The sequence below is a fragment of the Burkholderia sp. THE68 genome (genome assembly GCF_009938265.1).
Classification (GTDB): Bacteria; Pseudomonadota; Gammaproteobacteria; order Burkholderiales; family Burkholderiaceae; genus Caballeronia.
Genome location: NZ_AP022315.1, coordinates 1,354,708 through 1,374,492 on the forward strand (window position 1 = coordinate 1,354,708; position 19,785 = coordinate 1,374,492).

General features: G+C 63.8%; 16 protein-coding genes. 12 read left to right on the plus strand and 4 right to left on the minus strand.

The genetic code is table 11. From position 1 onward, the window contains the following. Positions 1-15 precede the first annotated feature (15 nt). The 6 genes from rbsK to BTHE68_RS06465 all read left to right on the plus strand — a co-directional run bounded on the left by rbsK (position 16) and on the right by BTHE68_RS06465 (position 9,188). Entirely contained in the window at positions 16-948 is a 933-nt protein-coding gene (rbsK, locus tag BTHE68_RS06440) for a ribokinase (protein WP_162065628.1), read from the plus strand. A gap of 260 nt (positions 949-1,208) precedes the next feature. Beyond that, on the plus strand, positions 1,209-2,933 hold the full coding sequence (locus tag BTHE68_RS06445; protein ID WP_162065629.1) for a methyl-accepting chemotaxis protein: 1,725 nt from the start codon (positions 1,209-1,211) through the stop codon (positions 2,931-2,933). Between the two features lie 107 nt (positions 2,934-3,040). Beyond that, positions 3,041-3,802 (plus strand): hydratase, encoded by a 762-nt coding sequence (locus BTHE68_RS06450; RefSeq protein WP_162065630.1) that lies wholly within the window; start codon positions 3,041-3,043, stop codon positions 3,800-3,802. 330 nt (positions 3,803-4,132) lie between these two features. Then, positions 4,133-6,055, plus strand: a complete 1,923-nt coding sequence (locus BTHE68_RS06455) for a PrkA family serine protein kinase (RefSeq protein ID WP_162065631.1) — start codon at positions 4,133-4,135, stop codon at positions 6,053-6,055. 206 nt (positions 6,056-6,261) lie between these two features. Further along, entirely contained in the window at positions 6,262-7,527 is a 1,266-nt protein-coding gene (locus BTHE68_RS06460) for a YeaH/YhbH family protein (RefSeq protein WP_162065632.1), read from the plus strand. A gap of 110 nt (positions 7,528-7,637) precedes the next feature. Next, on the plus strand, positions 7,638-9,188 hold the full coding sequence (locus tag BTHE68_RS06465; RefSeq protein WP_502710581.1) for a SpoVR family protein: 1,551 nt from the start codon (positions 7,638-7,640) through the stop codon (positions 9,186-9,188). 99 nt (positions 9,189-9,287) lie between these two features. On the opposite strand, the gene BTHE68_RS06470 is transcribed toward BTHE68_RS06465, so the two are convergent. Next, positions 9,288-10,340: an AI-2E family transporter gene (locus tag BTHE68_RS06470; RefSeq protein ID WP_162065634.1), complete on the minus strand. Its 1,053-nt coding sequence runs from the start codon at positions 10,338-10,340 to the stop codon at positions 9,288-9,290. A 227-nt stretch (positions 10,341-10,567) separates the two neighbouring features. Between BTHE68_RS06470 and rarD the strand changes: the two genes are divergently transcribed. Then, positions 10,568-11,443 carry an EamA family transporter RarD gene (gene rarD, locus BTHE68_RS06475; protein ID WP_162065635.1) on the plus strand — a complete coding sequence of 292 codons (876 nt, stop codon included), beginning with the start codon at positions 10,568-10,570 and terminating at the stop codon, positions 11,441-11,443. 8 nt (positions 11,444-11,451) lie between these two features. On the opposite strand, the gene BTHE68_RS06480 is transcribed toward rarD, so the two are convergent. Both BTHE68_RS06480 and BTHE68_RS06485 read right to left on the minus strand, forming a co-directional pair. Then, positions 11,452-12,447, minus strand: coding sequence for an aldo/keto reductase (locus BTHE68_RS06480; protein WP_162065636.1), 996 nt, complete (start codon positions 12,445-12,447; stop codon positions 11,452-11,454). Positions 12,448-12,502: 55 nt separating this feature from the next. Further along, positions 12,503-13,888: a DHA2 family efflux MFS transporter permease subunit gene (locus tag BTHE68_RS06485; RefSeq protein ID WP_162065637.1), complete on the minus strand. Its 1,386-nt coding sequence runs from the start codon at positions 13,886-13,888 to the stop codon at positions 12,503-12,505. A 160-nt stretch (positions 13,889-14,048) separates the two neighbouring features. Between BTHE68_RS06485 and BTHE68_RS06490 the strand changes: the two genes are divergently transcribed. Then, positions 14,049-14,909, plus strand: coding sequence for a LysR family transcriptional regulator (locus BTHE68_RS06490; protein WP_061176090.1), 861 nt, complete (start codon positions 14,049-14,051; stop codon positions 14,907-14,909). A gap of 191 nt (positions 14,910-15,100) precedes the next feature. Further along, positions 15,101-16,696, plus strand: a complete 1,596-nt coding sequence (locus tag BTHE68_RS06495) for a tannase/feruloyl esterase family alpha/beta hydrolase (RefSeq protein WP_232077930.1) — start codon at positions 15,101-15,103, stop codon at positions 16,694-16,696. 12 nt (positions 16,697-16,708) lie between these two features. On the opposite strand, the gene BTHE68_RS06500 is transcribed toward BTHE68_RS06495, so the two are convergent. Continuing rightward, complete coding sequence (locus tag BTHE68_RS06500) at positions 16,709-17,116, minus strand: DUF2917 domain-containing protein (protein WP_162065639.1); 408 nt, start codon at positions 17,114-17,116, stop codon at positions 16,709-16,711. Between the two features lie 336 nt (positions 17,117-17,452). On the opposite strand from BTHE68_RS06500, the gene BTHE68_RS06505 reads away from it, so the two are divergent. From BTHE68_RS06505 to BTHE68_RS06515, 3 genes are all read left to right on the plus strand, one after another. Beyond that, positions 17,453-17,806: a YciI family protein gene (locus BTHE68_RS06505; protein ID WP_162065640.1), complete on the plus strand. Its 354-nt coding sequence runs from the start codon at positions 17,453-17,455 to the stop codon at positions 17,804-17,806. A 97-nt stretch (positions 17,807-17,903) separates the two neighbouring features. Next, complete coding sequence (locus BTHE68_RS06510; RefSeq protein WP_162065641.1) at positions 17,904-18,302, plus strand: VOC family protein; 399 nt, start codon at positions 17,904-17,906, stop codon at positions 18,300-18,302. After that, positions 18,299-19,603 (plus strand): RNA polymerase sigma factor, encoded by a 1,305-nt coding sequence (locus BTHE68_RS06515; RefSeq protein ID WP_162065642.1) that lies wholly within the window; start codon positions 18,299-18,301, stop codon positions 19,601-19,603. The genes BTHE68_RS06510 and BTHE68_RS06515 overlap by 4 nt, the downstream gene beginning before the upstream one ends. The last annotated feature ends 182 nt before the right edge of the window (positions 19,604-19,785 follow it).

Here is a 19,785-nt window from a genome sequence, read left to right on the forward strand (position 1 = left end):
TTAAAAGGAAACGAGATGGGCGATGCAGGCAGGACCGGCCGCGTGACCGTGGTCGGCAGTCTCAACATGGATCTCGTCGCGCGCGCGCCGCGGCTGCCGCGGCCGGGCGAGACGCTCGCCGGGCACGCGTTCGCGCAGGTGCCGGGCGGCAAGGGCGGCAATCAGGCGGTCGCGGCGGCACGGCTGGGCGCCCAGGTCACGATGATCGGCTGCGTCGGTAACGACTCGAACGGCGCGACGCTCAAGGCCAGCCTGGAAGCGGAGGGCATCGACTGCACCGCGCTCGCGACCAGCGCACACGCGCCGACGGGCGTCGCGCTCATCGTCGTCGATGACGCGAGCCAGAACGCCATCGTCATCGTCGCGGGCAGCAATGCCGAGGTATCGCCCACGCGCATCGAGGCGCACGAAGCGCTGCTCGCGCAAGCCGACGTCGTCGTCTGTCAGCTCGAAACGCCGCTGGAAACCGTGCGCGCCGCGCTCGCCACCGGCCGGCGGCTCAAACGCGTGACCGTGCTCAATCCCGCGCCCGCCGCGCGCAAGCTGCCGCCGGACTGGTTTCCGCTCATCGACTATCTGATTCCGAACGAACTGGAAGCGGCGACGCTGTCGGGCGTCGCCATCGACACGCCGGACGACGCGCGCCGCGCCGCGCAGGCGCTCAAGGCGAAGGGCGCGCGCAACGTGATCGTGACGCTCGGCGCGCAAGGCGTGCTCGCGCTGCTCGACGGCGCGGGCGATGACGGCGTGCATCTGCCCTCGCCGCAAGTCGACGCCGTCGATACGACCGCCGCCGGCGATACTTTCATCGGGGGCTTCGCGGCGGAACTCGCGCGCGGCGCGGCCGCGATGGATGCGATCGGCTTCGGCCAGCGCGCCGCCGCCATCGCGGTCACACGCGAAGGGGCGCAACCGTCGATTCCGCACCGCAGCGAAATTTCCGCATAACTTTTCAATGTACGTTGAAAAACGGCGCGCCTGACGCGCCGTTTTCTTTTCATACGAAACAATTCCCTCAAGTGCCCAGGCTTTCGCGCCGTTTACGTCGATAGCGGACGCGCGATCCTCGCGCGCACGCCCCATCGACGGAAAGGACGGCGCGCATCGGCCGCGCGGACGTCAGCCGGCGCGTTTTCGGGCAATGTCCCGCGCGCCGGCCGTCAAATCGGCCGGGAGACCCGCTCGCAAGCGGCATCAGGGAAAACTCAATGAAAAAGGCTTTGACGATCAAGGCGCGCCTCGGCATCTCGATGGCGTTTCTGGGTGCGCTGCTCATCGCGATCGGCGCGCTGGGGCTCACCGGCATGAGCCATTCGAACGGCGCGTTCCTCAACACCTACGCCGTGCAGATGCCCGCCGCGATCGCGGTCGGCAACGCGGAAATGTACGCGGCGCGCGAGCGGCTCGTGTTCGACCGCGCGGCGCTGCTCGCCGGCACGCCCGAAGTGGCCGCGACCGTCGAGCGCGCGCGCATGATGCGCGAGCGCGCCGACGGCTTCTGGAAGGAATACACGTCGCTGCCGCAGTCGCCGGAGGAAAGGCGTCTCGCCGAGACGGCGCAGGACCGGCGTCTCGCGCTGCAAGGCGTCGTCGACAAGGGCATCGCGGCGGTGCTGGCGAACGATCACGACGGCATCATCGCGAACGCCAAGTCGATGCAGTCCACCTATAACGAACTCGCCAACGCGAACGACGCGCTGCGCAAGTTTCTGACCGAAGCGTCGAAGAAGAGCTACGAGGAGACGCAAAGCCGCTTCCTGTGGTTCCGCGCGCTGAGCCTTGCCGCCGTCGCGCTCGGCATGGCGGCGGCCGCGTTCGCGTGGGTGTCGCTGCGGCGCGCGATCGCGCGGCCGCTCGAAGCCGCGCTCGGCCACTTCGAGGCGATCGCCGCAGGCGATCTGCGCCGCGAGGTCGTCGTCACGTCGCGCGACGAAATGGGGCAGTTGCTCGAAGGCCTCGCCAGGATGCGCACGAGCCTGCTGACGACGGTGCGCACCGTGCGCTCGGGCAGCGAATCGATCGCTTCGGCGACGCAGCAGATCGCCGCAGGCAATACCGATCTGTCGTCGCGCACCGAAGAACAGGCGTCGGCGCTGCAGGAAACCGCGTCGAGCATGGAAGAGCTGACCGGCACCGTCCGCCAGAACGCCGACAACGCGCGGCAGGCGAGCGCGCTGGCGGCGAACGCGTCGGAGATCGCGGGCAAGGGCAGCGCGGTGGTCACGCAGGTCGTCGATACCATGCGGGAGATCAACGGCAGCTCGTCGAAGATCGCGGACATCATCACGATCATCGAGGGCATCGCGTTCCAGACCAACATTCTCGCGCTCAATGCGGCGGTCGAGGCGGCGCGCGCGGGCGAGGAAGGGCGTGGCTTCGCGGTGGTCGCGGGCGAGGTGCGCAGCCTGGCGCAGCGCTCGTCGGCGGCGGCGAAGGAAATCAAGGAACTGATCGACACCTCGGTGGCGCGCGTGCGGACCGGCACGACGCTCGTCGACGAAGCGGGCCGCACGATGAGCGAGATCATCGGCGCCGTGCAGCGCGTGACCGACATCATGGGCGAAATCGCGGCGGCGTCGGAGGAGCAGTCGAGCGGCATCGATCAGGTGTCGCGCGCCGTCACGCAGATGGACGAAGTGACGCAGCAGAACGCGGCGCTCGTCGAGGAGGCGGCCGCCGCCGCGCAGTCGCTCGAAGATCAGGCCGCGCGGCTGCGGCAGGCAGTGGCGGTGTTCCAGGTCGCGGACAGCGTCACGCCCGCCGTGACGAAATCCGCGCCGGCAGTGAACATTGCATCGCCTGCAACGGTGGCCGCGCGCGTCGTGCGAAAGCCCGTCGCGGCGGCGCCGGCGAAGCGCGCCGCGCCCGTGCCGGCGGGCGCGCCCCGGACGGCGGCGACGGCGGACGCAGGCGGCGACTGGGAGACCTTCTGAGCGGCGCATGATGCGAATGCGCGCGAATCCACACGCGCGCGACCAATGCCGATCCGGTAACCCGTACACTGACGGGTGTGCGTCACCGTTCACTCGAGGATATGAACATGACCGGATCGACACTCGCCGCGAAACTCGCGGACGCCCGCCGCCGGCATCAACTGATCGACGTGCTGGAGCCCGCCGACCTTCCGGCCGACACGCCCACCGCCTACGCGATCCAGCACGAGATGCTGAGAGAGTCGGATGGGCGCATCGGCGCGTGGAAGATCGGCGCCCGCGCGCCCGACGCGCTCGCCACGGGCGCGCCGATCGACGCCGCGCTGGTCCATGTTTCACCGGCGCGGCTGCCCTTCGAATCGTTCTTTCGCGTGCTGGTGGAACTCGAGATTGCGTTTCGCTTCGCGTATGCGCTGCCCGCGCGGCACGACCCTTACACGCGCGACGAAGTGTTCGATGCGATCGGCGGCATCGCGGTCGCGCTCGAAGTGGTCGACAGCCGTTTCGCGCAGTGGCCCAATCTCGACCCGCTCGCCCAGCTCGCGGATTCGCAGAACAACGGCGCGCTCGTCGTATCTGGTATGGAGCCTTATGACGTGATCGCGCCGGGCTTCGACTTCCTCACGCCGCGCCTGGAATTCACGCTCGATGGCGTATCGATCGCGCCGGCCGCGCTCGGCAATCCGGCAGGCGACCCGCGCGAATTGCTGCCGTGGCTCGTCAACCATTGTTCCCGCATGGGTTTGACCGTCGAACCCTTCTGGACGATCACCACAGGCTCCTACACCGGCGCGGTTCGCGTCGACGGACCGGCGATGCTGCATGGCGCGATCGATCGCATCGGCGAACTGGAACTGGTGCTCGCATGAGGACGGAAACACCATACATCGGGAACGGTTATTGATGACCGCGCGCCAGCGTGAGCAAGGTCGCATTGGCGGACAAGACCAGTGGATATGTAGCGGGGAGCGCGCGGCAACGAACAGGCAGGAACGATGTCGAGCAAGAGGATAGAGTCATTGGGATGAGGATTGTAGGTGAACGAAAATAACTCACCAAGCTAGGAATTCTTCGAAGCAAATGAACAACGCAAGTGCGTGAAAAAAAATTCGAAAGGGTTTAGGATGATTTCAAGCGATGTCGTTTCGATTACGCGCGTTGCGCACGGCATAGCTTTCTGACTTCGGCGAGGAGGTAGCATGGATATCTACAGCAGTTTCGCGACCCGCTTCGAAAAAACCCGCGAGGAGGAATTCTCGCTCGAAGAGTATCTCGCGCTCTGCAAAGAAGATCCGGCCACATACGCAACAGCGGGCGAACGCATGTTGACGGCCATCGGGGAACCGGAGATGGTCGACACTCGCCTCGACCCGCGTTTATCGCGTGTGTTTGCAAACAAGAACATCAAGGTGTACCCCGCGTTCCGCGAGTTCTACGGCATGGAGGACGTGATCGAGAACGTGGTGTCGTACTTCCGGCACGCGTCGCAGGGTCTCGAAGAAAAGAAGCAGATTCTTTATCTGCTGGGTCCGGTGGGCGGCGGCAAGTCGTCGATCGCCGAACGGCTGAAGCAGCTCATGGAGCGCGTGCCGTTCTATTCGCTCAAGGGCTCGCCCGTCAACGAATCGCCGCTCGGCCTCTTCGATTACGACGAGGACGGCCCGGTGCTCGAAGAGCAGTACGGCATTCCGCGCCGCTATCTCAAGAGCATCCTCTCGCCGTGGGCCGTGAAGCGCCTGCACGAGTACAACGGCGACATCCGCAAGTTCCGCGTGGTGCGCCGCTATCCGTCGATCCTTCGCCAGATCGGCATTGCCAAGACGGAACCGGGTGACGAGAACAATCAGGACATCTCGTCGCTCGTCGGCAAGGTGGACATCCGCAAGCTCGAAACCTATTCGCAGGACGACGCGGACGCATACAGCTATTCCGGCGGCCTGTGCCTCGCCAACCAGGGCCTGCTCGAATTCGTCGAAATGTTCAAGGCGCCGATCAAGGTGCTGCACCCGCTGCTCACCGCGACCCAGGAAGGCAACTTCAAGGGCACGGAAGGCTTCGGCGCGATTCCGTTCGACGGCGTCATCCTCGCGCACTCGAACGAGTCGGAGTGGAAGGCGTTCCGCAACAACAAGAACAACGAAGCACTGCTCGACCGTATCTTCGTGGTGAAGGTGCCGTACTGCCTGCGCTACGGCGAAGAGATCAAGATCTACGAGAAGCTGCTGCGCAATTCGTCCCTCGCCGAGGCGGTTTGCGCACCGGGCACGCTCAAGATGATGGCGCAGATGGCCGTGCTCACGCGACTGCACGAACCGGAGAACTCGAGCCTGTTTTCGAAGATGCAGGTCTACGATGGCGAGAACCTGAAGGACACGGACCCGAAGGCGAAGTCGTATCAGGAGTATCGCGATTACGCGGGTGTCGACGAAGGCATGACGGGCGTCTCCACGCGCTTCGCGTTCAAGATCCTGTCGCGCGTCTTCAACTTCGATTCGAGCGAGGTCGCCGCGAACCCGGTGCATCTGATGTACGTGCTCGAACAGCAGATCGAGCGCGAGCAGTTCCCGCCGGAAACGGAGCAGAAGTATCTGTCGTTCATCAAGGACGTGCTGGCTTCGCGCTATGCCGAGTTCATCGGCAAGGAGATTCAGACCGCTTATCTGGAGTCGTATTCGGAGTATGGACAAAACATCTTCGACCGCTATGTGACGTACGCCGACTTCTGGATTCAGGATCAGGAGTTCCGCGATCACGACACCGGCGAGAGCTTCGACCGCGCGGCATTGAACGCCGAACTGGAGAAGATCGAGAAGCCCGCAGGCATCAGCAACCCGAAGGATTTCCGCAACGAAATCGTGAACTTCGTGTTGCGCGCACGCGCGGCCAACGGCGGCAAAAACCCCGCGTGGATCAGCTACGAGAAGCTGCGCGTGGTGATCGAGAAGAAGATGTTCTCCAATACGGAAGAACTTCTGCCGGTGATTTCGTTCAACGCAAAGGGATCGGCCGAAGAGCAACGCAAGCACGAGGACTTCGTCAATCGCATGGTCGCGAAGGGCTACACGCCGAAGCAGGTGCGCCTGCTGTGCGACTGGTATCTGCGCGTGCGCAAGTCGTCGTGATGTAGAGTAGGGAATGACGGGAGTGGGCGCGCTTGGCGCTCGGCTCCCGTCCCGCGCAAAAGCGATAGTTAGAATGTCCATACCGCTCAGGCGTGCGGATTGCGTCCAGGCGGTCCAATGGACACTTTGCGAGACGAAAGACGCCGCGCACCGCCGTTGGATCGCGCAGCGCCTCTCAACCTCGCCCATAACGCGGGAGACTGGATGTGCTGCACCAAATCATCGACCGCAGGTTAGCCGGCAAGAACAAGAGCATCGCCAACCGCGAACGCTTCCTGCGACGCGTCAAGAGTTACATTCGCCGCGCGGTTTCCGACGCGGTGCGTGATCGCAGCATCAAAGACATTCAAAGCACGCAAAGCATCACGATCCCCAAGAAGGACATCTCCGAACCGTCGTTCCGTCACGGACCGGGCGGCAAGCGTGAGTTCGTCCATCCGGGCAACGCCGATTACATTCGCGGCGACAAGATTCCGCGTCCGCCGGGCGGTGCGGGAGGCGGCGGCAAGAGCGCCAGCAACGAGGGCGAAGGGCAGGATGATTTCGTCTTTGAACTGTCGCGCGAAGAATTCATGCAGTATTTCTTCGACGATCTCGAACTGCCACGCCTCGTGAAGACCCAGTTGCTGGCCGTGCCGACGTGGAAGAACGTGCGCGCGGGCTGGGCGGCGGAAGGCACGCCGAACAATATCGATGTGGTGAGATCGTTGCGCAGCGCGCTCGGGCGTCGCATCGCGCTGGGCTGGCCGCTCGCGTCGCAGTTGCGCGAGATGGAACGCCAGCTCGAACAGTTGAAGGAAGAGGGCGCCGAGCCGGAAGAGATCGCGCGGCTCGAAGCGGACATCGTCATCATGCAGGGCCGCATCACGCGCATTCCGTTCATCGATCCGTTCGATCTGCGCTATATCAACCGCGTGAAGCAGCCCACGCCATCGAGCAAGGCGGTGATGTTCTGCCTGATGGACGTTTCGGGCTCGATGGACGAGCAGCGCAAGGACTTGTCCAAGCGCTTCTTCATCCTCTTGTATCTGTTCCTGCAACGCAACTACGAGAAGATCGAAGTCGTGTTCATCCGGCACCATACGCGCGCCGAGGAAGTGGACGAGGAGACGTTCTTCCATTCGACGGAAAGCGGCGGCACGGTTGTGTCGAGCGCGCTCGAACTCATGAAGAAGATCATGGACGAGCGTTACTCGCCGACTGAATGGAACATTTACGGCGCGCAGGCATCCGACGGCGACAACTGGACGGACGATTCCCCGAAGTGCCGCAAGCTGCTGGCGGAAGACATCCTGCCGAAGGTCCGGTATTTTGCCTATATTCAAGTAGCGCCGGAAGAGCAGAATCTCTGGCTGGAGTATGCTCAGCTGGCCATGGGCGCGCCCGAACTGGCGATGAAAAAAGTCGATTCGGCCGCGGACATCTACCCGGTGTTCCGCGAGCTGTTCGAAAAGCAGCAGGCGGCCGCATGACGAGCGGGCATTTGCAAAACGAAACGCGGGGGTATCAGCTGGAAAGCACGGACGATCGTCTTGCTTCCCGGCTCGGTCCCGAAGCGGGACAACGCAAGGCGTCCGCAGACATGGAAGAGGCGCACGAGGAAGGCAGAATGAATGTTGCAGAGAAGCGGCGGCCATTGCCGTGCCCGTCGGACTGGACGGTCGAGCTGATCGAGGAATACGACGCCGAAATTTCCCGCGTCGCGAATCGCTATGGTCTCGACACCTATCCCATCCAGCTCGAGATCATCAGCTCCGAGCAGATGATGGATGCCTATGCTTCCGTCGGCATGCCGGTGAATTATCGGCACTGGTCGTTCGGCAAGCACTTTCTTGCGACGGAGAAAGGCTATCGGCGCGGGCAGATGGGCCTCGCGTACGAAATCGTGATCAACTCGAATCCCTGCATCGCGTATCTCATGGAAGAGAACACCATGACGATGCAGGCGCTCGTGATCGCCCACGCGGCGTACGGGCACAACTCGTTTTTCAAGGGCAACTATCTGTTCCGTCTGTGGACGGACGCGCACGCGATCATCGATTACCTCGTCTATGCGAAGAATTACATCGCCGAGTGCGAGGAGCGGTATGGTCTGGATCGCGTGGAGGAACTGCTCGACTCGTGTCACGCGCTGATGAACTACGGCGTCGATCGCTACAAGCGGCCGCAAAAGCTGTCGCTGGCGAAGGAAGCCGCGATGCGGCGCGAGCGTGAAGCGTATCTGCAATCGCAGGTCAACGAACTGTGGCGCACCTTGCCGAAGGGCAAGGAGCCGACCGCGGAAGAAACCGAAAGCCGCTATCCGCCGGAGCCGCAGGAGAATCTGTTGTACTTCGCGGAGAAGAACGCGCCGTTGCTGGAGCCGTGGGAGCGCGAAGTCATTCGCATCGTGCGCAAGATCGGCCAGTATTTTTATCCGCAGCGGCAGACGCAGGTCATGAACGAAGGCTGGGCGACGTTCTGGCATTACACGCTGCTGAATACGCTCTACAACGAAGGCCGTCTCGAAGACAGCTTCATGATGGAGTTTCTGCATTCGCACTCGAACGTCGTGTATCAGCCGCCGGTGACGAAACCGTATTACAGCGGCATCAATCCGTACGCGCTCGGCTTTTCGATGATGAGCGATATCCGCCGCATCTGCGAAAACCCGACGGACGAAGACCGCGAATGGTTCCCGGAGCTCGCGGGCAGCGACTGGCTGGAGTCCCTGCATTACGCGATGCGTAATTTCAAGGATGAGAGTTTCATCGCGCAGTATCTGTCTCCGCACCTGATTCGCGAGATGCGTCTATTCTCGATTCTCGACGACGACATGCGCGACGCGCTGGAAGTGTCGGCGATTCATGACGGCAGCGGGTATCGGTATGTGCGCCAGGCGTTGTCGCGACAGTATGATATTCATCATCGCGAGCCGAATATTCAGGTGTATTCGGTGAATACGCGCGGTGATCGGAGTCTGACGCTGCGTCACTTCATGACCGATAATCGCCATCTCGCGAACGATAGCGACGAAGTGCTCAAGCACATGGCGCGCTTGTGGCAGTTCGATGTTTATCTGGAAAGCGTCGATGAGAATGGCACGGTGAGGAAGCGGTTCGATTGCCGGTATGTGGCGCCGAATGTGCGGTAGGGTTTGTTTCGTTGAAGGCAAGTTGAACCGGCTCCTTGTGGGCCGGTTTTTTAATGGCGTCTGCACTGCATCACGCGCGTCGAGCGCGCCGAACACCCGCTACAAATTCGCCTGATCCTGCGAAAACAGATCCCAGCTCGCCATGAACAGCGCCGCCACCAGCGGCCCGATCACAAACCCGTTGATCCCGAACAGCGCCATCCCGCCGAGCGTCGAAATAAGCACGACCCAATCAGGCATCTTCGTATCCTTGCCGACGAGAATCGGCCGCAGCACGTTATCGACGAGCCCGATCACCACCACGCAGAACACGACGAGAATCAGCCCCTTGAAAATCGCTCCCGTCATGAAGAAATAGAGCGCCGCGGGCACCCAGATGATCGCCGCGCCGACTGCGGGCAGCAGCGAAAGAAACGCCATCAGCACGCCCCACAGCAGCGACCCGCCGATGCCCAGAATCCAGAAAATCATCCCGCCGAGAAACCCCTGCACCGCCGCGACCGCGATATTGCCCTTGACCGTCGCGCGCACCACCGTGGTGAACTTCACGATCAGATGTTGCTTGGGCTCCGCGTCCAGCGGGATCGCGCGCCGGATGCGCCGGCCGATCTCGCCGCCATCGCGCAGCAAGAAGAACACGAGATACAGCATCACGCCGAAACTGACGACGAACTGAAACGTGTTCTGTCCGATCGACAGCGCCTGCGTCGCCGCAAACTGGCTGATCTGCGAAGCGCCTTCCATCAGCTTGCGCTGTATGCCGGGGATGTCGTCGAGCCCGAAACGCCCGAGCAGTTGCTGAACCGATACCGGCAGCGCATGCAGGACATGCTGAAAGTAAAGCCCGAAATTCAGCTCGCCGCTCTTGATGCGCGCATAGACGAGGGCGATTTCCTGCACCAGCGTCACCGCGACCACAGCAAGCGGAATGATGACGATGAGAATCGCGGCGGCCAGCGTCGTCAGCGCGGCGAGATTGCGGCGCTTGCCGAAACGCGCGGCGAGATAGCGCTGCATCGGCTGAAACAGGATCGCGAGAATCGCACCCCAGAAGATCGCGCCGAAAAACGGCAGCAACACCCACGCAAGCGCGAGCGTCACGACGAACAACAGGATGTGAAAGAAATTCTGATGTACGGTGTGGTTATCCATTATCGACCGGTAAGGCGGGCAGAAGGGCGAGAAGCGTTCGCGCGAGGCGAGCCATGCTATCACGGGCCCTCGAACGGTTTTCGCGCTCCGGGTTCGAGCAAGAATCTCTCCCAAGGTTCGCGCGCCGCTGGAGCCTGACCCCGCGCGTCGACTAAAATCCGGCTTCCATTCCTTGCGGATCGCTTTCCGGCTAGCCGGGAGGCCATGTCCGCTCTACGCATCGAACAATGAATCCAGGCGTCGTCTACGCATTCGCGGCTTTTGCCATCTGGGGCCTTTTCCCGATCTACTTCAAGGCCCTGCATTCGATCGGCGCGGTGGAGATGCTCGCGCATCGCATGGCATGGTCGATGGCCTTCCTGCTGATCGTGCTGACCGTGCGTCATCAGTGGAAGTGGCTAGGGCCGGTTCTGCGCGACCGGCGCCTGCTCGCGCGCTTTGCGGCGAGCGCCGTGCTGCTGTCGGCGAACTGGGGCATCTATATCTGGGCGGTGAACGACGGGCGAATCGTCGAGGCGAGTCTCGGCTACTTCATCAATCCGCTCATCAACGTGCTGTTCGGAATGGCGTTCCTGCACGAGCGGCTGCGGCCGCTGCAATGGATCGCAGTGACGATCGCCGCGCTCGGCGTCCTGTGGCTGACATGGGTGAACGGCGCGCCGCCGTGGATCAGCCTCGCGCTCGCGCTGACCTTCGGCGGCTATGGCCTCTTGCGCAAGACCGCGTCGCTCGGCGCGTTGGAAGGGCTCACGCTCGAAACCATGCTGCTGTGTCCCGTCGCGCTGCTTTATCTGTTCTTTCTGAACTCGCACGGCGGCAGCGGCTTCGCGCACGCATCGCTCGGCGTGAAACTGTTGCTCGCGGCAGCCGGGCCCGTGACCGCCGTGCCCTTGCTGCTGTTCGCGGCCGGCGCGCGTCGCATTCCGCTATCGATGCTCGGTCTCATCCAGTACATCACGCCGACGCTGCAACTGCTGATCGGCGTCGTGATCTATCAGGAGTTCTTCGGCCACGATCAACTGATCGGCTACGGCGCGATCTGGACCGCGCTCGCGATCTACTCGCTCGAAGGCTTCTTTCGGGCGCGCGCGGCCCGCCTCTGACGCAAGGATCAGCGCAAGGCGTCGCCGAAACGATATTCGACCGTCGCCTCGTCGAGCTTCGCCTTGATTTCCGGATCGATCGGCTGATCGACGGCCGCGAGCGTCTCGTTCAACTGATCCGGCCGGCTCGCGCCGATGATCGCCGAGGTCACCGCCGGATTCGCCAGCACCCACGCGAGCGCCGTGCTTGCGAGCGAACGTCCCGTCGGCGCGACGATCTTGTTGATCTGCTCGATGGTGTGAAACTCGCGTTCGTGCCAGTAGCGCTCCGTGTACGTCACGCCCGCCTTGCCGACCGCGCCGGTGAAGCGGCCTTCGCTCGGGCCCGCATCGTATTTGTGCTTGCCTGTCAGCAATCCGCCCGCGAGCGGGTTGTACGGAATCACGGCGAGATTTTCCTCGGTCGCGAGCGGCAGCAGTTCGCGTTCGATCTGCCGGAACAGCAGGTTGTAACGCGGCTGCACCGAAACGAAACGCGCGGCGCGCAACACGTCCGAGCGCCCGAGCGCGCGCGCGAGCCGATACGCCAGAAAGTTCGACACGCCGATATAACGCGCCTTGCCCTGCCGCACGATGATATCGAGCGCTTCGAGGGTTTCGTCGAGCGGCGTGTCGCGGTCGTCGGTGTGGAGCTGGTACAGATCGACGTAATCGGTGTCGAGGCGCTTGAGCGAAGCATCGATCGCGTCGAGCAGATGTTTTCTCGATGCGCCCTTGTGCCACGCGAGCGGCCCCATTTCGTGCACGGCCTTGGTCGCGAGGATGTAATCGTCGCGACGCCCCTTGAGCCAGCGCCCGACGATTTCCTCGGTGCGGCCCGCGAGATCGTGCCCGCTGCCGAGCGGATACACGTTTGCCGTATCGATGAAATTGACGCCCGCGTCGGCCGCGCGGTCCATGATGCTGCGCGACACGTCTTCCTCGGTCTGGAGGCCGAACGTCATCGTGCCGAGCGTGAGACGCGAAACGGTGAGACCGGTATTGCCGAATTTGCGGTATTGCACGGTTGCGCTCCAGAAGAAAACGACTTCGTTGGGACCGACAGAATAGCCGCAAGCGTCAGGACGTGCCGACGCGAGCCGGCGCGGCGCTGCGCGGCGCGTCATCGAGATAGCGGAACACGACGCCCGACAGCAGAGTCACCACGCCCATGCACACGAAGCTGAGCCGGAAGCCGGTCGAGGTCGAGAATGGACCCTGAAACACTTGCACGAGCGAGCCGCCGATCGATACTCCGAGGCCGATCGCGAGCATCTGCACCATCGAAAAGAGGCTGTTGCCGCTGCCCGCGTCCTTGATCGAGAGGCCTTTCAGTGTGACGCTGTTCATCGCGGCGAACTGCATCGAATTGCACGCGCCGAACACAACGAGAATCGCGATCTCGACGGCGAGCGGCAATGTGGGCGAGAACAGCGCAAACGCGACGATCGACGCGCCCACGAGCGCCGTGTTCACGAGCAGGAACGTGTCGTAGCCGTACCGCTTCACGAGTTGCGCGATCCAGCGCTTGCTGAGGGTGCCGGCGATGGCGATCGGCAGCATCATCAGCCCCGAATGCAGCGGGCTGTAGCCGAGTTCGAGCTGCATCAGCAGCGGCAAGAGGAACGGCACCGCGCTCGAACCGATGCGGCACAGCAGATTGCCGATCAGCCCGACGCTGAAGTTCGGCTCGTGAAAGAGCGCGAGATGAAAGAGCGGATTGCGCTTGCGCCGCGCATACGGCACATACGCGAACGCCGACACCGCCGCGAGCGCGAAGAGCGCGGCCGACACCGCGCCGCGATGCGTCTCGACCGGCGAATCCAGTGCGAGCGAGAACGACACCATGCACATCGACAGCAATCCGCAGCCGACGAAATCGAACGGCGGCGCGTCGTGCAGCGTGTCGTTCGGCAGGAACCGCTGCACCGCATAGAGTCCGACCGCGCCGATCGGCACGTTGATCAGGAAGATCCAGTGCCACGAAAACGACTCGACGAACCAGCCGCCGAGCGTCGGGCCGAGAATCGGGCCGACCTGGCCGGCGACGGAAATCATCGCGAGCGCGGAGACGTAGGCTTCGCCGGAGACGGCGCGCAACACGGCGAGACGTCCGATCGGCAGCAGCATCGAACCGCCGATACCTTGCAGCACGCGCGCGAGCACGAGCTGGTTGAGCGAATGCGCGTTCGCGCAGGCGAGCGAGCCGAACACGAACAGCGAAATCGAGACCAGATAGACGCGGCGCGTGCCGAAGCGGTCGGCGAGCCAGCCGGACGCGGGCGTGAAGAGCGCCATCGTCAGCGTGTAGGCGACGACGATCGACTGCATCGCGAGCGGCGCGGCGTTCAGACTGCGCGCGATGGACGGCAGCGCCGTGTTGACGATCGTCGTGTCGAGCGCCTGCATGAAAAAACCCACGGCGACGATCCAAAGGAGCGCCGTGTGCGAGGTCTGTCTGGTCATGTGATGGGGCAACGTGCTTGAGGCGCGGATATTGGAAGTCACCGAAAGCCGTTTGAAACCGGTTTCCGCCGCGCATTGTGAAATCTTAGTGTCTTGGCAGGTCATCGGGAAGCCCGCTGGCCACATTGACTGTCATCGTCTTTACCGTTCACAATGGCGCATGCTCAATCCAGTCTGGTTGCACACTTTCGCGACGGTGGCCGCGTCGCACAGCTTCACGGACGCGGGCCGCCAGCTCGGGCTTCGGCAATCGAGCGTGTCCGAGCATATCCGGCGTCTGGAAGAGAGCGTCGGGCGGCGGCTTTTCGTGCGCGACACGCATTCGCTCGCGCTTACCGCCGACGGCGAAGCCATGCTGGTCCACGCCCGCGTGATCCTCGAAGCGATGGCGCACGCGCAATCGCAGTTCAGCTCGCCGCGTCTGCGCGGGCGCGTGCGGCTCGGTTCATCGGACGATATCGCGCTCGGGCCGCTGCCGAGCGTGCTCGCGGCGTTTCGCGACACCCATCCGGACGTCGAACTGGAAATCACCATCGGCATGACGGGGCGTCTGTATCAGATGGTCGATGCCGGAGAACTCGATCTCGCGGTCGGCAAGCGGCGTCTGGGCGACGCGCGTGGCATGCGGCTTTTTTCCGGGCGGCTCGAATGGCTTGCCAAGCCCGGCACCATCGTCGATACGAGCGGGCCGCTGCCGCTCATTCTCGTCTCGGAGCCGAGCGTCACGCGAGGCGTCGTGCTCGATTCGCTGGCGATGTCCGGCGCGAGCTGGCAGATGGTCTGCACCAGCAGCAGCCACGCGGGCTGCATCGCCGCGGCGCGCGGCGGGCTCGGACTGACCGTGCGTTCGCATTTTCTGGCCGCGCGCGGACTGGCGCCGCCCGTGAATCGCGCGGAACTGCCGGAATTGCCCGAAGTGGAATTCATCGCGTTCGGCGCGAAACATCTGAGCCGTCCGGCCGAAACCTTGCTTCAGCTTCTCGAAAACAGCGACCTGCGTGGCGAATGGGACGGGGAATGATGCCCGGAACGCGCGCCCGCGAGGGCAGGGAAGCCGGTTGTGCCGCTGCAACGACCGGTAGACCCGAATGGCTATCGCCAATCTGTTCTTATATATTGTGCGGCGTTTGAAGTAGCCACTTCCACGACGTGTTCCGCTTCTTGTCCCTTTCCTTTTCCGGTCGGTTTCGCTGCGCGGCGTTCTTCGTCGTGATGGCGCTCGCGCCGTTTTCGGGCGCCCACGCGGCCGCCTACGTGACGAAGCACTGCGACGACCTCGAAGGCAAAATCGTGCCTGCGTCGATCATCGGGCTGCCGACGCGCGGCGCGACGATCGTCTCCGCCTGGGTCGTGAAGGCGGCCGCGCCCGGCAACCGCAACGGCGAGTATTGCCGCATCACGGGGTTCATCAAGGCGCTGCAGGATTCGACGCCCGACATCCGCTTCGAAGTGAACCTGCCGAGCCGCTGGAACGGCCGCGCGTTGCAGATGGGCGGTGGCGGTTACAACGGCACGATCGTCTCCGGCACCGACCCGATGCCTTTCGCGCCGGACTCGACGCCGCTCGCGCGCGGCTACGCGACGTTCGGCTCGGATTCGGGCCACGTCGGCAGCGCGGGGCGAGCGGACTTCGCGGGCAACGACGAAGCCATCGTCAATTTCGGCTTCGGGCATCTCAAGAAAACGCGCGATGTCGCGCTTGCGCTGATCCAGATGGGCTACGGGCGCACGCCCGAAAAAACCTACTTCGCCGGCGGCTCGACGGGCGGGCGCGAGGGTTTCACCGTGATCGAGCGCTTTCCGAACGACTACGACGGCGTGATCGCCAACGCGCCCGCGATCAATTTCTCCGGCGTGCGGCTGATGGGCGTGAAGGTCGGGCAGGCGTCGTATGCGAAACCGGGCGGCTTCGTCGGCGTCGCGCAGCAGCGGCGCGTGTTCGAGACCGTCGTGCACGAATGCGACCGGCTCGACGGCGCGGCGGACGGCATCGTCAGCAACGTGGAGGCGTGCAGGAAGCTGGAACCGCAGATCATCGCGTCGCTGCGTTGCGCGAACGGGCAGCGGCCGTCCTTGCGCGACAGTTGTCTGTCGGACGCGCAGATCGACACGCTTCAGACCTTGCGCGACGGCGTCGCGCTGCCGTATCCGCTCGCGTACGGCGTCGATAGCTATCCGGGCTACAACGTCTTTCAGGGCGTCGACTTCTCGGGAACGCTCGGACTCGGCGACTCGCCGGTACTGCTAACTCCGCCGACCTTCGCCGCGAACGGCTATCTGTTCGCGCAAGGCGACGCGTATATCCGCCACTTCGTCACGCGCGATCTCGGCTTCAGCGCGCTCACCTTCGACCTCGACAATCCCGGCCGCTTCAAACAGCGCCTCATCACGCTCGCGTATACCGTCGGCGCGATGAACCCGGATTTCTCCGCGTTCATCGCGCACGGCGGCAAGCTCATCGCGATGCACGGCCTCGCCGACGAAGTCATCAGCCCGAATCAGACGATCGCGTTCTATCGCGGACTCATCGACCGGTACGGCCAGGACACCGTCGACTCGTTCATGCGGCTCTACATGGTGCCGGGCTTCCAGCATGGCAACGGCGTGTTCATTCCCGCATGGGACGAACTCGGCGCGCTCGACGAATGGGTGAGCAACGGCGTCGGACCCGAGACGCTTATCGGCAGCGACATCGCGCCCGCCACCAACGGACGCACGCGGCCGATATGCCGTTATCCGAACTATCCGCGCTACATGGGCAAAGGCAGCATCAGTCTCGCGGCGAGCTTCCGTTGCGTGGAGCCGTGAGCGGCTGCATCGTCAGAGCGCGTTCGCATGCCGGCCCGCGATGCGTGGCCAGTACCGCGCGAGCCAGCGCAGCAGCAAGCCGCGCGGCGCGGTGCGATACGACGTGAGCGACACTTCGATCGCCGCATCGCTCGCGGACGACAGCCACACGCGCTCGCCGCGCGACAGTCTCACGACATCGCCGGGCTTCATCCAGTAGTCGTACGGGTCGCGATGACGCGTGAGCCAGAGCGAACACCCGCGCGCATCGGCCACGCGCAGTTCGGCGTCGCGCGTGAGCCGCCAGGACACCATCTGATGCGGATGCACTTCGACATAGACCACGACGCGCGCGCCCGATGCGCCCGCTGTGCTCAGGCGCCCCGACGCCACGCCGTGGCCGGCGCCATGACCCGCGCAAACTTGCGATACCTCTTCCATCTCTGCTCTCCATGATGTGAGCCGAAGACGGAAACCTTGCACGCAAAAACAAGAAGGCCCCGTCTTGCGGCGGGGCCTTCGGAATCTGTCTGCTTGCCTGTTTCGCTAGCGCACACGCTGTCCCGATGACCCGCCACACATGGCGTTCATACGGTTTTTAATCGCGGCGATGGAGAAAAGGATGGCTGCGTGCATGTGTCGCAGTATCGTGTGGCGCGCTGGCGCTTGTCAATATCGAGATAGAGACGCGATGCAAAAAGGCAGGCAGGGCGGCTCTTGCCGATGCGCCCGCGACGGTTTAACTTGGACGCCATCGATAACTTTCGGAGGCTCGTCGTGGCTTATTTGCTACTCGTCGTGGAACCGGTCGAACAGCGCGGCCAGCGCACGCAGGAAGAGGGACGCGAGGCGTATCGCCAGATGGGCGAGTTCGCCGAAGGACTGAAGGCGCGCGGCGTGTTGCGCGCGGTCGAATCGCTGACCTCGCAAAAGGACGCGGCGCGCGTCACGAACGTCGATGGCGATGCGCGCGTCATCGACGGCCCTTTCGCCGAAGCGAAGGAGATGATCGGCGGCTTCTTTCTGCTCGATTGCGAAACGCATGCGCAAGCCGTCGCGATCGCGGCGCAATGCCCGGCGGCGAAGTGGTGCACCATCGAAGTCCGCAAGGTCGGGCCGTGTTATTTGTGAGGTATTCGCGAAGTTCGTGTCGATTTTCACGCGCGCGGATCGTCGTGCATGTAACGGCTGCGATGCCGCTCAACGATCCAACCCGGAGACCTCCGCCATGCACAAACAGATCTTCCTGAACCTGCCGGTTCGCGACCTCAAGCGTTCGATGACCTTCTTCAAGGCACTGGGCCTGAGCTTCAACCCGAACTTCACGAACGACGACGCCGCGTGCCTCGTCATCGGCGAAAACATTTACACGATGCTGCTCGTCGAAAAGTTTTTCCAGACCTTCACGGAGAAGCCGATCGCCGATGCCCACGCGAGCACCGAGACGCTCGTGTGCCTGTCGTGCGAGAGCAGGGCGGAAGTCGACGATCTGGTCGCGAAGGCCGTCGCCGCGGGCGGACGCGCGCCGCGCGAGCCGCAGGATCACGGCTTCATGTACGGCCACGGCTTCGAGGATCCCGACGGTCATATCTGGGAACTCGTGCACATGAATCCGGAAGCGGCGTGAGCGGGCGCGGGCAGCGGAACGACACGGCGGACGACGCCGCGCGGCGCGCGATCGACGCGGTATGGCGCATCGAGTCCGCGAAGGTGATCGCGAGCGTGGCGCGCGTCGTGCGCGATGTCGCGCTCGCCGAGGAACTGGCGCAGGACGCGTTCGTCGCCGCACTGGAACACTGGAGCCAACCGGGTGTGGGCGTGCCCGAGAAGCCGGGAGCGTGGCTCATGACGACAGCGAAAAACAAGGCGCTCGACCGTCTGCGGCAGCACGCGCTGCACGCGCGCAAGCACGAGGAATACGGCCGCGACCTCGACGCGCAGGAAGCGCACATCACGCCCGATTTCGTCGATGCGCTCGACGCTGCGCGCGAGGACGACATCGGCGACGATCTGCTGCGGCTCATTTTCACGGCGTGCCATCCGGTGCTGTCCGTCGATGCGCGCGCCGCGCTGACGCTGCGCCTGATCGGCGGACTCACGACCGACGAGATCGCGCGCGCGTTTCTCGTGCCGGAGCCTACCATCGCGCAGCGCATCGTGCGGGCGAAGCGCACGCTGTCGGCGGCCCGCGTGCCGTTCGAGGTGCCGAAAGCCGACGCGCGCGCGGCGCGGCTCGGATCGGTGCTCGAAGTCATCTATCTGATCTTCAACGAAGGCTATTCGGCGACGGCCGGCGACGACTGGATGCGTCCGGGCTTGTGTGAAGACGCGTTGCGGCTCGGGCGCATCCTCGCCGAACTGACGCCGGACGAGAGCGAGGTTCACGGGCTCGTCGCGCTGATGGAAATTCAGGCGTCGCGCATGAAAGCGCGCGTCGACCGGGAAGGCCGGCCGGTGCTGCTGCCGGACCAGGACCGCAGCCGCTGGGACCCGCTGCTGATCCGTCGCGGGCTCGCGGCGCTGACACGCTCGGAAGCGCTGGGCGGTGCGCGCGGCGTGTACGCGTTGCAGGCGGCGCTCGCGGCGTGCCATGCGCGCGCGCCGAGCGCCGGCGACACCGACTGGCCGATGATCGTCGCGCTCTACGACGCGCTGATGCAGACCGCGCCGACGCCGGTGGTCGAACTGAATCGCGCGGTCGCGGTGAGCATGGCGTACGGGCCGGAGACTGCGCTGCCGATCGTCGATGCGTTGTCGGATGCGCCCGCGCTCAGGAACTATCACTGGCTGCCGAGCGTGCGAGCTGATCTGCTGGCCAAGCTCGGCCGCAGGCGTGAGGCGCGCGCGGAGTTCGAACGCGCGGCATCGCTGACGAAGAATGCGCGGGAGCGGGCGTTTCTGTTGGATCGGGCTGGGGAGATGGGGTGAATGAGGCTGGGCGCTCGACCTCGGTTCAGCCGTATCTATAATTTTACATAAGATAAATTATCGATGTTTTGGCCGTGACATTGACTATCATCGAAGTTCATACCTCCAACGCCAGCATCGGAACACCGACCTCGGACCACAAAGACGCTGCCACCTATAATCAAACGAGGTCATGCGCGATT

Excerpts from the sequence above, each read along its gene's own strand:
- BTHE68_RS06485 (WP_162065637.1), bottom strand. The coding sequence starts at position 13,888 with ATGACCAGACAGACCTCGCACACGGCGCTCCTTTGGATCGTCGCCGTG.
- BTHE68_RS06490 (WP_061176090.1), top strand. The coding sequence starts at position 14,049 with ATGCTCAATCCAGTCTGGTTGCACACTTTCGCGACGGTGGCCGCGTCG.
- BTHE68_RS06455 (WP_162065631.1), top strand. The coding sequence starts at position 4,133 with ATGGATATCTACAGCAGTTTCGCGACCCGCTTCGAAAAAACCCGCGAG.
- BTHE68_RS06510 (WP_162065641.1), top strand. The coding sequence starts at position 17,904 with ATGCACAAACAGATCTTCCTGAACCTGCCGGTTCGCGACCTCAAGCGT.
- BTHE68_RS06465 (WP_502710581.1), top strand. The coding sequence starts at position 7,638 with ATGGAAGAGGCGCACGAGGAAGGCAGAATGAATGTTGCAGAGAAGCGG.
- BTHE68_RS06445 (WP_162065629.1), top strand. The coding sequence starts at position 1,209 with ATGAAAAAGGCTTTGACGATCAAGGCGCGCCTCGGCATCTCGATGGCG.
- BTHE68_RS06500 (WP_162065639.1), bottom strand. The coding sequence starts at position 17,116 with ATGGAAGAGGTATCGCAAGTTTGCGCGGGTCATGGCGCCGGCCACGGC.
- BTHE68_RS06495 (WP_232077930.1), top strand. The coding sequence starts at position 15,101 with ATGGCGCTCGCGCCGTTTTCGGGCGCCCACGCGGCCGCCTACGTGACG.
- BTHE68_RS06450 (WP_162065630.1), top strand. The coding sequence starts at position 3,041 with ATGACCGGATCGACACTCGCCGCGAAACTCGCGGACGCCCGCCGCCGG.
- BTHE68_RS06470 (WP_162065634.1), bottom strand. The coding sequence starts at position 10,340 with ATGGATAACCACACCGTACATCAGAATTTCTTTCACATCCTGTTGTTC.
- rarD (WP_162065635.1), top strand. The coding sequence starts at position 10,568 with ATGAATCCAGGCGTCGTCTACGCATTCGCGGCTTTTGCCATCTGGGGC.
- rbsK (WP_162065628.1), top strand. The coding sequence starts at position 16 with ATGGGCGATGCAGGCAGGACCGGCCGCGTGACCGTGGTCGGCAGTCTC.